The following is a 13,404-nucleotide window of genomic DNA, read 5'->3' on the forward strand; positions in this document are numbered from 1 at the left end:
TTCCTCGCCCGGCCGGAGGCGCCCGCGTGACCCCGGGGTGGGTCCGGCCGTTGTGCGGGGCATGAAGAAGCGCAGCATGCTCGCCATCGCCTCCCTCGCCACCGGCTTCGTCGTCGCGGCGGTCACCCCGTCCCACGCCCTCACGGAGAACCTCGGCTCCCTCAGCGTGGACGACACCCTCAAGACGCTCGACGGGACCGTCGTCGCCAACGACAGCCTGTCCCTGGACCGGGAGGACGGCAGCCAGGAGAAGGACAAGGACAAGGGCTGACGCGCCGCCCGGTCCGGACCACGGCGCCGGCGCTCCCTCTCGCGGGGGCGCCGGCGCCGTCGTCATGCGCCCTCAACTGCGGCTGGTTTCCGTGGCAGGGTGGAGCGGGCAAGCCTCAGGGGGCCAACAGAAGAGGGGGACCTGTGACCGTCGTCTGGATCAACGGCGCGTTCGGTGCGGGGAAGACCACGACCGCACAGGAACTGATCGAACTGATCCCGAACAGCACGCTCTTCGACCCCGAGGTCATCGGCGGAGCGCTCCGGTACCTGCTGCCACCGAAACACCTCGCGGAGGTCGGCGACTTCCAGGACCTGCCGATCTGGCGCCGGCTCGTGATCGACACGGCCGCCGCGATGCTCGCCGAGCTCGGCGGGACCCTCGTGGTCCCCATGACCCTGCTGCGCCAGGAGTACCGGGACGAGATCTTCGGCGGACTGGCCGCGCGCCGCATCGCCGTCAGCCACATCCTGCTCGCCCCGGCCGAAACGATACTGCGGGAGCGAATAGCCGGCCGCGAGGTACCGCCCGAGCTGCCCGACGGCGAGATACGCGTACGGCAGTGGTCCTTCGACCACATCGAGCCCTACCGCGCCGCCCTCGGCTCCTGGCTCACCGCCGACGCCCACCCCGTCGACACCAGCGAGCTCACCGCATACCAGGCCGCCGTCCGCATCGCCGAGGCCCTGAACAGCGGCTCCGTGCCCGTCTGCGACATCGTCCAGACGCCCGAGCCCACCGCCGAGACGCTCGCCGCCGGAGTGCTCCTCTTCGACGAGCAGGACCGCGTGCTGCTCGTCGACCCCACCTACAAGGCCGGCTGGGAGTTCCCCGGTGGGGTCGTCGAGCCCGGTGAGGCGCCCGCCCGCGCCGGGATGCGCGAGGTCGCCGAGGAGACCGGCATCCACCTCGACGAGGTGCCCGGTCTGCTCGTCGTCGACTGGGAGCGGCCCGTGCCCCCCGGCTTCGGCGGACTGCGCCTGCTCTTCGACGGCGGCCGGCTCGACTCCGCCGAGGCCGCGACGATGCTGCTGCCCGGGCCGGAACTGCGCGAATGGCGGTTCGTCACCGAGGACGAGGCCGCCGAACTGCTGCCCCCCGTGCGCTACGAACGGCTGCGCTGGGCCCTGCGGGCACGCGAACGCGGCGCGGCGTTCTACCTGGAAGCGGGAGTCCCGGTCGGCTGACTCCCGTGTTCCGCGCCTTCACCCGGCCCGGGGGTTCCTTGAGGGGAAGCGAGAGAAAACGCCGCCGGAGTGATGCCTGAGCGATCCCCGGGGAAACGGCGCGAGTGCGGCGTGAAGCGAACGACAGGCCCTGGCAGCCCGGTTGTCCCCGGGCCGCGTCCCGCAGCGCTCGGGACGCGTGTGCCGTCACCGGATCCCCGTGGCCGAAGCACGCCATGCCCGGGTCCGGCTCCGCCAGCCGCCCGCAGGCGGCGTCACGCCGGAGACAGGCCTGCCCGACGGGGAAGCGCAGCAGGCGCAGACGAGGCAACAGCTCGATGACGTCGTCCATGGGGCGACCGTGGAGAAGGCCCCCGTCCGTGGACGAGGGCCTTCTGCCGAGGGCAGCGGCGCGGTCAGCCCGCCGCGTAGTTGCGCAGGAACAGCGCCTCCGCCACCGACAGCCGCTCCAGCTCCTCGGGCGACACGCTCTCGTTGACCGCGTGGATCTGCGCCTCCGGCTCGCTCAGCCCGATGAGCAGGATCTCCGCCCGCGGGTAGAGGGCGGCGAGCGTGTTGCACAGCGGGATGGAGCCGCCCTGACCCGCGTACTGCATCTCCTGGCCCGGGTAGGCCACGGTCATCGCGTCCGCCATCGCCTGGTACGCCGGGCTGGCGGTGTCGGCGCGGAAGGCCTGGCCCTGGCCGATCTGCTCGGTGCTCACGCGCGCGCCCCACGGCGTGTGCGTCTCCAGGTGCGCCTGGAGCAGCTTGGTCGCCTCGGCCGCGTCCACGCCCGGCGGCACCCGCAGGCTGATCAGCGCGCGGGCGCCCGCCTGCACGGACGGGGTCGCGCCGACGACGGGCGGGCAGTCGATGCCGAGCACCGTCACGGCCGGGCGCGCCCAGATGCGGTCGGCGACCGTCCCGGAACCGATCAGCTCCACGCCGTCCAGCACCTTGGCGTCCTGCCGGAACTGCTCCTCGTCGTACTGCAGCCCGTCCCAGGAGGCGTCCGAGGTCAGTCCGTCGACGGTCGTCGAGCCGTCCTCGGCGCGCAGTGAGTCCAGCGCGCGGATCAGCGCGGCCAGCGCGTCGGGCGCGGCACCGCCGAACTGGCCCGAGTGCAGATTGCCGGCGAGCGTGTCGACGCTCACCCGCACCAGCGTCATGCCGCGCAGGGTGGAGGTGACGGTCGGCAGGCCGACCCGGAAGTTGCCCGCGTCGCCGATGACGATCGTGTCCGCCTCCAGCAGCTCCGGGTGCTCCTCGGCGTACCGCTCCAGGCCGCCCGTGCCCATCTCCTCCGAGCCTTCGGCGATCACCTTCACGTGCACCGGCACGCCGCCGTTCGCCTTCAGCGCGCGCAGCGCCAGCAGGTGCATGATCACGCCGCCCTTGCAGTCGGCGGCCCCCCGCCCGTACCAGCGGCCGTCCCGCTCGGTCAGCTCGAACGGCGGGGTCGTCCAGCCGGCCTCGTCCAGCGGCGGCTGCACGTCGTAGTGCGCGTAGAGCAGCACGGTCTTCGCTCCGGCCGGGCCGGGCAGGTAGCCGTAGACGGACTGCGTGCCGTCGGGGGTGTCGAGCAGCGCCACGTCCTGGAAGCCCTCGGCGGTGAGCGCGCCCGCGATCCAGCGTGCGGCGCCCTCGCTCTCGCTCCTCGGGAACTGCTCGAAGTCCGCGACCGACCGGAAGGCCACCAGCTCGGCGAGCTCCTCCTTCGCCCGGGGCATCAGCGAGGCGACGGTCCCGGCGACCGGATGCGACGACATGGGCACGCTCCTTGTGGGTGCGACGTTGTAGCGGTGAGTGCTGTAGATCCTCCCACAGCGGTCGGTGACCAGGTCGGCCGTAGGATGCGGGAGACAGCAGCAGCGGGCGGCTTGATCGGGAGCAGTAGACCATCGTGAGCAGCGAGAACTCTTCGGCGGACGACGTGCGGCAGGTGTGGGACGTCGTCGTGGTGGGCGCGGGACCCGCGGGCGCATCGGCCGCGTACGCGGCGGCGGTCGCCGGAAGACGCGTGCTGTTGCTGGAGAAGGCCGAGCTGCCGCGGTACAAGACGTGCGGCGGCGGCATCATCGGCCCCTCGCGCGACGCGCTGCCGCCCGGCTTCGAGCTGCCCCTGAAGGACCGCGTGCACGCGGTGACCTTCTCGAACAACGGCCGCTTCACGCGCACCCGGCGGTCCCGGCAGATGCTGTTCGGGCTGATCAACCGCCCCGAGTTCGACCAGCAGCTCGTGGAGCACGCGCAGAAGGCCGGCGCCGAGCTGCGTACGGGTGTCACGGTCCAGCGGGTCGAGCAGCACGGCTCGGCGGTGCCGGACCGGCGCACGGTCGCGGTCGTCCTCCAGGGCGGCGAGGTCGTGCTGGCGCGCGCCGTGGTCGGGGCGGACGGCAGCGCCAGCCGCATAGGGGCCCACGTCGGGGTCAAGGTCGACCAGGTGGATCTCGGCCTGGAGGCGGAGATCCCGGTGCCGGAGACGGTCGCCGAGGACTGGAAGGGGCGGGTGCTGATCGACTGGGGGCCGATGCCCGGCAGTTACGGCTGGGTCTTCCCCAAGGGCGACACCCTCACGGTCGGGGTGATCTCGGCGCGCGGTGAGGGAGCCGCGACCAAGCGGTACCTGGAGGAGTTCATCGGGCGGCTCGGCCTCGCCGGTTTCGAACCGAGCATCTCCTCCGGGCACCTGACCCGCTGCCGGGCGGACGATTCGCCGCTGTCGCGCGGCCGGGTGCTGGTGTGCGGTGACGCGGCGGGGCTGCTGGAGCCGTGGACCCGTGAGGGCATCTCCTTCGCGCTGCGCTCCGGCCGGCTCGCCGGCGAGTGGGCGGTGCGCATCGCCGAGGCGCACGACGCCGTGGACACGCGCCGGCAGGCCCTGAACTACGCCTTCGCGGTCAAGGCCGGGCTCGGGGTCGAGATGAGCGTCGGCAGGCGGCTGCTGACGGTGTTCGAGCGCCGCCCCGGGCTGTTCCACGCGGTCCTGACCGGATTCCGCCCGGCCTGGAAGGCGTTCAAGGAGATCACCCAGGGTTCGACGACGCTGGGCGAGATCGTCCGCACGCATCCGCTGGCCCAGCGGGCCCTGACCGCGATGGACCGCCGCCCGGCGGCGGGCGGCGAGGCCGGCGCGCCGGAGTGATCCCGAGGACGGGGTGGTCCGGGGCGACACGGCGCGGCTCGACCCGGGGGAGCCGAGGCCGACGGCGCTGAAGTAGACCCGACCTCCGCTTTCCCTACCGGCCCGTACTTCCCGGGGAGTACGCGTCACCACCACGCGCGGGTGACGCCGCCCCGGGGTGACGGCGTCTAGCGTGGCCGGTATGGACGAGCAGCGTGCGCGGGGCGGTCCGCCGCAGTGGTGGCGGCACGGTCCTCCCTGGTGGGACCGGTGGGCCGACGGGGAGCGTGCGCCCCGGTGGCCCTGGCGGTCCACCGCCTTCCTCACGGTCTTCGTGCAGGCCGGCTCGAACTTCGCGGCGCACGGACAGGAGGGCGAGCGGGCGGCCCTGGATCCCTTCGCGCGCGTGCTGCTGCTGGTGGCAGCGGGTCTGCTGCTGTGGCGGAAGCGGCATCCCGTGGCCGTGGTGTTCGGCACGGCCGGTGCCGTCATGGTGTATCTGGGGGCCGGGTATCCGTACGGGCCGGTGCTCCTGACCGTCGCCGTCGCGTGCTTCAGCGCCATCGTCGCCGGGCACCGCCGGGCGGCCTGGGCGGCGATGGGGACGCTGTGGGCCGGGCACGTGCTGGTGGCGCACTGGCTCTTCCGATGGCTGCCGCCGCCGGGGGACGCCGCCGCCTCCTGGGGTGCGGAGGCCGTGGTCGCGACCTGGGTCGTGGCGGTCACGGCCGTGGCGGAGCTGTTCCGGGTGCGGCGGGAGCAGTGGGCGCGCGAGCGGGCCCAGCGTGCCGAGGCCGCGCGGCGGCGGGCCGACGAGGAGCGGCTGCGGATCGCCCGGGAACTGCACGACGTACTGGCGCACAGCATCTCCGTCATCAACGTGCAGGCGGGCGTCGGTCTCGCGCTCCTGGACACCGACCCCGAGCAGGCCCGTACGGCGCTCACCACCATCAAGGACAAGAGCAAGGAGGCGCTCGGCGAGGTCCGCCAGGTGCTCGACACGCTGCGCGCGCCCGGTGCCGCGCCGCGCGCTCCGGCGCCCGGCCTCGACCGGCTGCCCGAACTGGTGGAGCAGGCGGCGGGCGCGGGGCTGACCGTCCGGGTCGTGGGGGAGCCGCCGCACCTCCCGCCCGGCACCGACCTGGCCGCCTTCCGGATCGTCCAGGAGGCCCTGACGAACGTCGTCCGGCACTCGGGTTCGCGGCACGCGCGCGTGCACCTCGCGCACGACGCGGAGGTGCTGCGCCTGCGGGTGGACGACGACGGGCCCCCGACCGGCGCCGAGGCGGGCGGCAGCGGCAACGGGCTGGTCGGCATGCGGGAGCGGGCGGCCGCACTGGGGGGCACCATCGAGGCCGGGCCCCGCCCGGACGGCGGCTTCCGGGTGCGTGCCGTCCTGCCGCTCAGCCCTCACGCGGACCGCCGGGCCGCATCCCGGACGACGTCAGGAGGTCCACCGTGATCCGCGTACTGCTCGCCGACGACCAGTCATTGGTCCGGGCCGGGTTCCGGGCGCTGCTCGACGCGCAGCCCGACATCGAGGTGGCCGCGGAGGCGGCCGACGGCGAGGAGGCCGTGCGGGGGATCCGTGAACTGCGGCCGGACGTCGTCCTCATGGACATCCGGATGCCCGCGCTCGACGGCCTGGCCGCGACCCGTCGGGTGACGCAGGACCCGGTCCTGCGGGACGTGAAGGTGGTCATGCTCACCACCTTCGAGCTCGACGAGTACGTCTTCGAGGCGATCCGTTCGGGCGCCTCGGGGTTCCTGGTCAAGGACACCGAGCCGGACGAACTCCTGCGGGCGGTGCGGGCGGTGGTCGCGGGCGACGCCCTGCTCTCGCCGGGGGTGACGCGCCGCCTGATCGCCGAGTTCGCGGCCCGTTCCAAGGAACCCGCGGCGGCCGGGGCCCTGAGCCGGCTCACCGAGCGGGAGCGCGAGGTGATGGCCCTGGTCGGGATCGGCCTGTCCAACGAGGAGATCGCCCGCCGCCTCGTCGTCAGCCCGCTCACCGCCAAGACCCACGTCAGCCGCACGATGGTGAAGCTCGGCGCCCGCGACCGCGCCCAACTCGTCGTGCTCGCCTACGAGTCGGGGCTCGTGCGGCCGGGCTGGCTGGGCTGATCCGCCGCCCGGACGCGGGCCCGGTCACAGCCACGGGACGGCCGCCGCGGCCACGGCGTGTGCCCGGCGGGCAAGGCAGCCCGCCGGGCACACGGGACGAGGCGGTCCCCCTGGTCGCGCTAGTCGCGCACGGCGACGCGCTCCGCCTCCTTCGGGGTGGACACGGCGACCACGACGGACGGCCGCTTCCGGCGGGTCCGCAGGCCGGTGAGGGTGACCAGCAGGCCGGCGAGGGCGATGAGCGTGACGACCACCAGGCCGGGCCGGTAACTGTCGAGGACGGCCTGCGGGGAGGCGCCTTCGCCCTCGGGGGAGTTGGCCGTCACCACCGCCGTCACGACGGCCAGGAAGATCGCGCCGCCCACCTGCACCGAGGTGTTGAGCAGCCCGGAGACCATGCCCTGCTCGTGGTCGTCGACGCCGTTGGTGGCCTGGATGTTGAGCGAGGGGAAGACCAGGGCGCAGGCCGCGCCGATCAGCAGCATGCTCGGCAGGATCACCGCGGCGTACACCGGGTCCAGGTCGACGCGCAGGAACAGCGCGTAACCGAGGACCATGAGTGCGAAGCCGACCGCGATCAGGCGCTGGGTGCCGAAGCGGTCCACGATCGCGCCGACCTTCGTCGAGGACGCCGCCACCAGCGCGCCCGCCGGCAGGAAGGCGAGCGCGGTGTGCAGCGCCGACCAGCCGAGCAGGGACTGCATGTAGAGCGTGGCGAGGAACTGGAAGCCGACGTAGGAGCCGAAGAAGGTCATGGCGCCGAGCTGGGCGCGGACCTGGCTGCCGGAGCGCAGCACGCCGAGCCGGATCAGCGGTCCCGGCGAGCGCCGCTCGACCAGGACGAACACGGTCAGCAGCACGGCCACGGCGAGGAAGGACAGCAGCGTGCGGGCCGACGCCCAGCCGGTCTCCGGTGCCTGGACGACGGTGAAGACCAGCAGCAGCATGGACGCGGTGCCGAGGACGGCGCCGGGGATGTCGTAGCCGTTGTGGTCCTTCTCCCGTTCGCTGCGCGGCAGCAGCTTCCAGCCGGCGAGGAGCGCGATCAGGGCGATGGGCGCGGGCAGCAGCATGGTGAGGCGCCAACTGGCCTCGGTGAGCAGTCCGGACAGCACCAGGCCCATGGAGAAGCCGGTGGCCGCGCAGGTGGTGTAGATGGCCAGCGCACGGTTGCGCAACGGGCCCTCGGGGAACGTCGTGGTGATGATCGACAGGCCGGCGGGGGCCGTGAAGGCCGCGCTCAGGCCCTTGATGAAGCGGCTGGCGATGAGCAGCGGGCCGGAGTCGACGAGACCGCCGAGCAGCGAGGCCAGCGCGAAGACGCCCAGGGCCACCAGGAAGACCTGGCGCCGGCCCAGCAGATCGGCGGTGCGTCCGCCGAGGAGCAGCAGGCCACCGTAGCCGAGGATGTAGCCGCTGACGATCCACTGCAGCGAGGAGGTCGACAGGCCCAGGTCCGCGCCGATGGACGGCAGCGCGACGCCGACCATCGACACGTCCAGGGCGTCCAGGAACATCGCGGCGCAGAGCACCAGCAGGGTGCCCCACAGGCGGGGAGTCCAACGCACGCCGGACGTCGGGGTGGTGAGCGGAGAGGTCATGCCCGACACGCTACATGCGCGTGCATGAAATGCAAGTGCATTTAATTCAGGTGCAACAATCCCGGTTCTCTGTTACGGTGCCGCGCATGGCGGCGGAGCAGGCCGAACAGGCGCTCGCAGAACGGTGGCGCGGCATCCTGGCGCTGCACGCGCGGACCCAGTGCGAGCTGGACCGCGCGCTGCACGGTCACGGCCTGTGCGCCAGCGACTTCGAGGTGCTCGACGTCCTCGCCCGGGGCCGGGCGGCGAAGGGCGCCGCGGCCTACCGCGTGCAGGAGATCTCCGAACGGGTCCATCTGAGCCAGAGCGCCCTCTCGCGCCTGATCGCCCGGCTGGAGAAGGAAGGGCTCGTCGAGCGCTGCGTGTGCCCCGAGGACCGGCGGGGCGTCCGGGTGCTGCTCACGGCCGAGGGGCGCGCACTGCACGGCGAGGTCCTGCCGGTACAGCGCGCGGTCCTGGCGCGGATGCTGGCCGACGGCTGACCCCGGCCGGGGCGCCTGACGGCGGTGGCACCCCGGGCCGGGACGCTCGGACTCAGATCGCCGACGTCTCCCGCCACAGCTCGGCCAGCGCCCGGTCGCCCCTGACCGACGGCAGGGGAGCCCGGTTCCACAAGGCCAGATACAACTGCCCGGCGGGGCCCGACAGTTCGCACTCGGCCTCCCCGGACGCGCCCCGCTCGGTGACGGGCGGCTCCGGGGACAGCCGTACGGTCCACACCGCGCCGGTGTCGTCCGCGCGCACGCGCAGCACGCGCGGCCCGGGGGTGCGCACCCGGCTGCGCTCACGGGCGTGGAAGCCGCGCAGCAGCTCGTCGATGCCGTCGGTCGCGAACTCCGGTGTCACCGCCGTCGGTTCGCCACCGCGTGCCGACTCCGCGTCGAAGCGGTGCACGGCCGTCTCGTGCGCCTGGCGGCGGGTCCAGAAGGCCAGCGGGGACGGCGCGGGCAGGAAGGCCCAGCACTGCAGGCCGGGCGGGGCGGCGGCCAGAGCGCCGACGAGGCGGCGGTGGCTGTCGCGGTACCAGGCCACCAGCTCCGCCCCGTCGAGATCGGAGGGTTCGGTCAGGGGGCGGCGCCCGGTGTGCCGCTCCGTGACATACGAAGCGGCCCAGCGGTGCACCGCCCCCGTGTGCCGCAGCAGATCGCGCACGTGCCACCCCGGGCAGGTCGGCACCTCGGCGTCCGTACCGGCCTTCTCGGCGGCCTCGGCCAGCAGCCTGCCCTCGGTCTCCAGCGCGCGCAGGAATTCGGCGGTCTCCATGGCGCCGAGTCTGCCGTACGCGGCGGGCGGCACGCCCCCGGATTTACGGCAGCGGGGTGCCGCCCGTGGCGTTGACGATCTCGGCGGTGATGTACGACGCCTCCTGCGAGGCCAGGAAGACGTACGCCGGGGCCATCTCGGCCGGCTGCGCGGGCCGTCCGATCGGCGCCTGCTTGCCGAACTCCTGCGTGTCCGGCATCGTCGCCGGGATCAGCGGCGTCCACACCGGGCCCGGGGCCACGGCGTTGACGCGTACGCCCCGGTCGATCACCATCTGCGCTAGGCCCTGGGTGAACGTGACGATCGCGCCCTTCGTCGTCGCGTAGTCCAGCAGGTGCGGGCTGGGCTTGTAGGCCTGCACGGACGTGGAGTTGATGATGCTGCCGCCCTCCGGGATGTGCGGCAGGGCGAGCTTGCACAGCCAGAACATGCCGTACAGGTTCGTGCGCATCACGCGGTCGAACTGCTCGGTGGTGATCGCCTCGATGCCGTCGGGCTGCGACATCTGGTACGCCGCGTTGTTCACCAGGACGTCGATCCGGCCGAACTCGTCCACGGCGCGCTCGATCAGCGCACGGCAGTTGTCCTCCTCGCGGATGTCGCAGGAGACGGGCACCGCACGCCGGCCGGCGTCCTCGACCAGCCGGACGGTCTCGGCGGCGTCGTCCTTCTCGTCGTCGAGGTGGGTGAAGAGCACGTCGGCGCCCTCGCGGGCGAACGCCAGGGCGACCGCGCGGCCGATGCCGGAGTCCCCGCCGGTGATCACGGCCTTGCGGCCCTCCAGCCGGCCGCTGCCGCGGTAGGACTCCTCACCGTGGTCCGGGGGCGGGTCCATGGGGCCCGTCCAGCCCGGGTGCGGCTGGTCCTGGGAGGGAAACTCCGGGGTGGGCTGCTGCTCGCCGGGGTGCTGCTGTTCGGTCACGGGTCTTCCTCCTGGGTCATGACGTCCGGCCCGGTGATCGCATCGGGCGTGGCCACGGGTACCCAGGATCACGAGGGTGCCGATCTCGTTTGCGCGGGGAGACCGCGCGCCGGACCGCCGTTCACCCGGACGGCGGCATCGGCGGCATCGGCGTCATCCCGAGGTCCGGCGGGCGGCCGGGCCGGCCAGCGCCCCGACCACCGCCGCCATCCCCGCCAGCAGCGCCACGCTGGTCAGCGCGGACGGCAGGGTGAACCAGTCCGCCATGAACCCGATCGCGGGCGGGCCGAGCAGCATGCCGCCGTAGCCGAGGGTGGAGGCGGTGGCCACGCCGCTCGGGCCGGCCAGGGCGCCCGCGCGTTCCACGGCCACCGGGAAGAGGTTCGCGAGGCCGAGGCCCGTGACCGCGTAGCCGAGCAGGGCCGCCCACAGGGAGGGCGCGAGGGAGCCGAGGACCATGCCGGCCGCCGCGGTGGCCCCGCCGGCCACGACGGTCCGCGTCCGCCCCAGGCGTTCCAGGAGGGTCGTGCCGGTCAGCCGGCCCACCGTCATCGCGAGCGCGAAGCAGGAGTAGCCCGCGGCGGCGGCACCCGCGGAGGCGTCCAGGTCCTGTTCCAGGTGCAGGGCGCCCCAGTCGGCCAGCGCCCCCTCGCCGTACGCGGTGCAACCGGCGATCAGGCCGAAGACGAGCACCAGGCCCCGTGTGCGGCCGTCGAGGCGGCGCGGGGCGTCCCGCCGGCGCTCCTGCTCGGGGGGCGCCGGCGGTTCGTGCCGCAGCAGTGCGGGACCCGCGGCGGCCGTCACGACCAGCCCGGCGACCGTGAGCAGCAGCAGGTGGCGGGTGGGGGAGAGAGAGCCGGCGACCAGGCCGCCCAGGCCCGCGCCGACCATGCCGCCCAGGCTGAAGGCGGCGTGGAAGCTCGGCATGACCGGCCGGCGCAGGGCGGCCACCAGCTCGACGGCGGCGCTGTTGAAGGCCACGTTGATCCCGCCGTACGCGGCACCGAAGAGCAGCAGGACGAGGCCGAGCGCGAGCGCCGAGTGGGCGAGCGGCGGCAGGGCGACGCTGAGCGAGAGCAGGACCGCGCAGACGACGGTGACCCGGTGGTTGCCGTAGCGGCGGCACAGCCGTCCGGTGAGGGTCATGGTGACGACGGCGCCCGCCGAGACGCCCAGCAGGGCGAGCCCGAGGGTGCTGGCGGAGGCGTTCGTCTGCTCCTTGATGGCGGGGATCCGGACGACCCAGCCGGCGAAGACGAAGCCGTCGAGGGCGAAGAAGACGGTCAGGGCGGCGCGGAGCCGGGCGAGGGAGTCGCCGTCACCCGGCACGGCGCTGTGCGTTCGGGATTTGTTTATTTGCGGCACAAAGTCAGGCTAGGTGGGTGCGGGGCCGGGGACAAGGTGCGAGGCTTGGACGGTACGCATCCGCCGAGGGAGCTCCGGAGGGCACGATGGGACGCGATGTGCCGGCCCTGGTGTTCACGCGCGAGGACCGCCGCCGCTACCGGGAGAAGATGCACACCGACCTGGAAGTGCTGGCGCACATGCTGCGCGAGTCCGGCTTCGAGAGCGAGCGCCCCCGGGTCGGGCTGGAGATCGAGCTCAACCTCGTCGACGACCACGGGCTCCCGGCGATGCGCAACACCGACGTGCTCCGGGCGATCGCCGACCCGGCCTGGTCCAGCGAGCTGGGCCGCTTCAACCTGGAGATCAACATCCCGCCCCGGGAGCTGACCACCGGCGGGCCCGGCGACTGGGAGCAGGCGATCCGCGACGCCCTCAACCACGCCGAGGACCGCGCCTCCGCCGTCGGCGCCCACCTGATCATGGTGGGCATCCTGCCGACCCTGGGGGAGCCGGACGTGAGCGGGGCCGCCCTCTCCGGGGACCCGCGCTACCGGCTGCTCAACGAGCAGATCTTCGCCGCGCGGGGAGAGGACCTGCGGATCAGGGTCGACGGCGTGGAGCGCCTGTCGACGTACGCCGACACCATCACCCCCGAGGCGGCCTGCACCAGCACGCAGTTCCATCTCCAGGTCGCCCCCAAGGAGTTCCCGCAGTACTGGAACGCCGCCCAGGCCATCGCGGGCGTGCAGATCGCCCTCGCGGCCAACTCGCCCTTCCTGTTCGGCAAGGAGCTGTGGCGCGAGACCCGCATCCCCCTCTTCGAGCAGGCCACCGATACCCGGCCCGAGGAGATCAAGGCCCAAGGGGTGCGGCCCCGCGTGTGGTTCGGGGAACGCTGGATCACCAGCGTCTTCGACCTGTTCGAGGAGAACGTCCGCTACTTCCCCGCCCTGCTGCCGCTGTGCGAGGACGAGGACCCGCAGCACGAGCTCGACAACGGCCGCGTCCCCCAGCTCGGCGAACTCACCCTGCACAACGGCACGATCTACCGCTGGAACCGCCCCATCTACGCGGTCACCGACAGCGGCCCCCACCTGCGCATCGAGAACCGCGTCCTGCCCGCCGGCCCCACGGTGGCCGACATCATCGCCAACGGCGCCTTCTACTACGGCCTGACCCGCGCCCTGGTCGACGAGGACCGCCCGGTGTGGACGCGGATGTCCTTCTCGGTCGCCGAGGAGAACCTGCACACCGCCGCCCGCGACGGCATCGACGCCCGCCTGTACTGGCCCGGCGTGGGCGAAGTGCCCGTCACGGAACTGGTGTTGCGGCGCCTGCTGCCCCTCGCCCACCGGGGCCTGGAGCTGGCGGGCATGGACGCCGAGTGGCGCGAACCGCTGCTGGGCATCATCGAGCAGCGCTGCGTCACCGCCCGCAACGGCGCGCTGTGGCAGGCGGAGACGGTGCACCACCTGGAGAAGGCCGGCCTGTCCGACCGGCGTGAGGCCCTGCGGCAGATGACCCGGACGTACATGGACTACATGCACATGAACGCCCCGGCGCACACCTGGCCCGTGGACTGA

At 73.4% G+C, this 13,404-nt stretch carries 12 protein-coding genes; 7 read left to right on the forward strand and 5 right to left on the reverse strand.

Features of this window, described 5'->3' with window-relative positions; all coding sequences use genetic code 11:
* Positions 1–61 precede the first annotated feature (61 nt).
* Positions 62–271: a hypothetical protein gene (locus ACF07N_RS01605; protein WP_392106996.1), complete on the forward strand. Its 210-nt coding sequence runs from the start codon at positions 62–64 to the stop codon at positions 269–271.
* A 143-nt stretch (positions 272–414) separates the two neighbouring features.
* Positions 415–1,458, forward strand: coding sequence for an NUDIX domain-containing protein (locus ACF07N_RS01610; protein ID WP_392106999.1), 1,044 nt, complete (start codon positions 415–417; stop codon positions 1,456–1,458).
* A gap of 395 nt (positions 1,459–1,853) precedes the next feature.
* Here the strand turns inward: ACF07N_RS01610 and ACF07N_RS01615 are convergent, their stop codons facing one another.
* Entirely contained in the window at positions 1,854–3,209 is a 1,356-nt protein-coding gene (locus ACF07N_RS01615) for a dipeptidase (protein ID WP_392107002.1), read from the reverse strand.
* Between the two features lie 134 nt (positions 3,210–3,343).
* Between ACF07N_RS01615 and ACF07N_RS01620 the strand changes: the two genes are divergently transcribed.
* The 3 genes from ACF07N_RS01620 to ACF07N_RS01630 all read left to right on the forward strand — a co-directional run bounded on the left by ACF07N_RS01620 (position 3,344) and on the right by ACF07N_RS01630 (position 6,688).
* Entirely contained in the window at positions 3,344–4,585 is a 1,242-nt protein-coding gene (locus ACF07N_RS01620; protein WP_383328911.1) for a geranylgeranyl reductase family protein, read from the forward strand.
* A 181-nt stretch (positions 4,586–4,766) separates the two neighbouring features.
* Complete coding sequence (locus ACF07N_RS01625; protein ID WP_392107005.1) at positions 4,767–6,026, forward strand: sensor histidine kinase; 1,260 nt, start codon at positions 4,767–4,769, stop codon at positions 6,024–6,026.
* Positions 6,023–6,688 (forward strand): response regulator, encoded by a 666-nt coding sequence (locus ACF07N_RS01630; protein WP_392107008.1) that lies wholly within the window; start codon positions 6,023–6,025, stop codon positions 6,686–6,688. Before ACF07N_RS01625 ends, ACF07N_RS01630 begins: the two co-directional genes overlap by 4 nt.
* 119 nt (positions 6,689–6,807) lie before the next feature.
* Here ACF07N_RS01630 and ACF07N_RS01635 read toward each other — a convergent pair whose 3' ends face one another.
* Entirely contained in the window at positions 6,808–8,289 is a 1,482-nt protein-coding gene (locus ACF07N_RS01635) for an MFS transporter (RefSeq protein WP_392107011.1), read from the reverse strand.
* Between the two features lie 86 nt (positions 8,290–8,375).
* Here ACF07N_RS01635 and ACF07N_RS01640 point away from each other — a divergent pair, with 86 nt between their 5' ends.
* A complete protein-coding gene (locus ACF07N_RS01640; RefSeq protein ID WP_392107014.1) occupies positions 8,376–8,771 on the forward strand; it encodes a MarR family winged helix-turn-helix transcriptional regulator in 396 nt (131 codons plus the stop codon).
* A 52-nt stretch (positions 8,772–8,823) separates the two neighbouring features.
* On the opposite strand, the gene ACF07N_RS01645 is transcribed toward ACF07N_RS01640, so the two are convergent.
* The 3 genes from ACF07N_RS01645 to ACF07N_RS01655 form a co-directional block, all read right to left on the reverse strand.
* A complete protein-coding gene (locus ACF07N_RS01645; protein ID WP_383328925.1) occupies positions 8,824–9,552 on the reverse strand; it encodes a maleylpyruvate isomerase family mycothiol-dependent enzyme in 729 nt (242 codons plus the stop codon).
* Between the two features lie 43 nt (positions 9,553–9,595).
* Positions 9,596–10,474 carry an SDR family oxidoreductase gene (locus ACF07N_RS01650; RefSeq protein ID WP_383328928.1) on the reverse strand — a complete coding sequence of 293 codons (879 nt, stop codon included), beginning with the start codon at positions 10,472–10,474 and terminating at the stop codon, positions 9,596–9,598.
* A 153-nt stretch (positions 10,475–10,627) separates the two neighbouring features.
* Entirely contained in the window at positions 10,628–11,803 is a 1,176-nt protein-coding gene (locus tag ACF07N_RS01655) for an MFS transporter (protein WP_392107018.1), read from the reverse strand.
* Between the two features lie 122 nt (positions 11,804–11,925).
* On the opposite strand from ACF07N_RS01655, the gene ACF07N_RS01660 reads away from it, so the two are divergent.
* Positions 11,926–13,404, forward strand: a complete 1,479-nt coding sequence (locus ACF07N_RS01660; RefSeq protein WP_392107021.1) for a glutamate--cysteine ligase — start codon at positions 11,926–11,928, stop codon at positions 13,402–13,404.

The sequence above is a fragment of the Streptomyces sp. NPDC015242 genome (assembly GCF_043079125.1).
GTDB lineage: Bacteria > Actinomycetota > Actinomycetes > Streptomycetales > Streptomycetaceae > Streptomyces.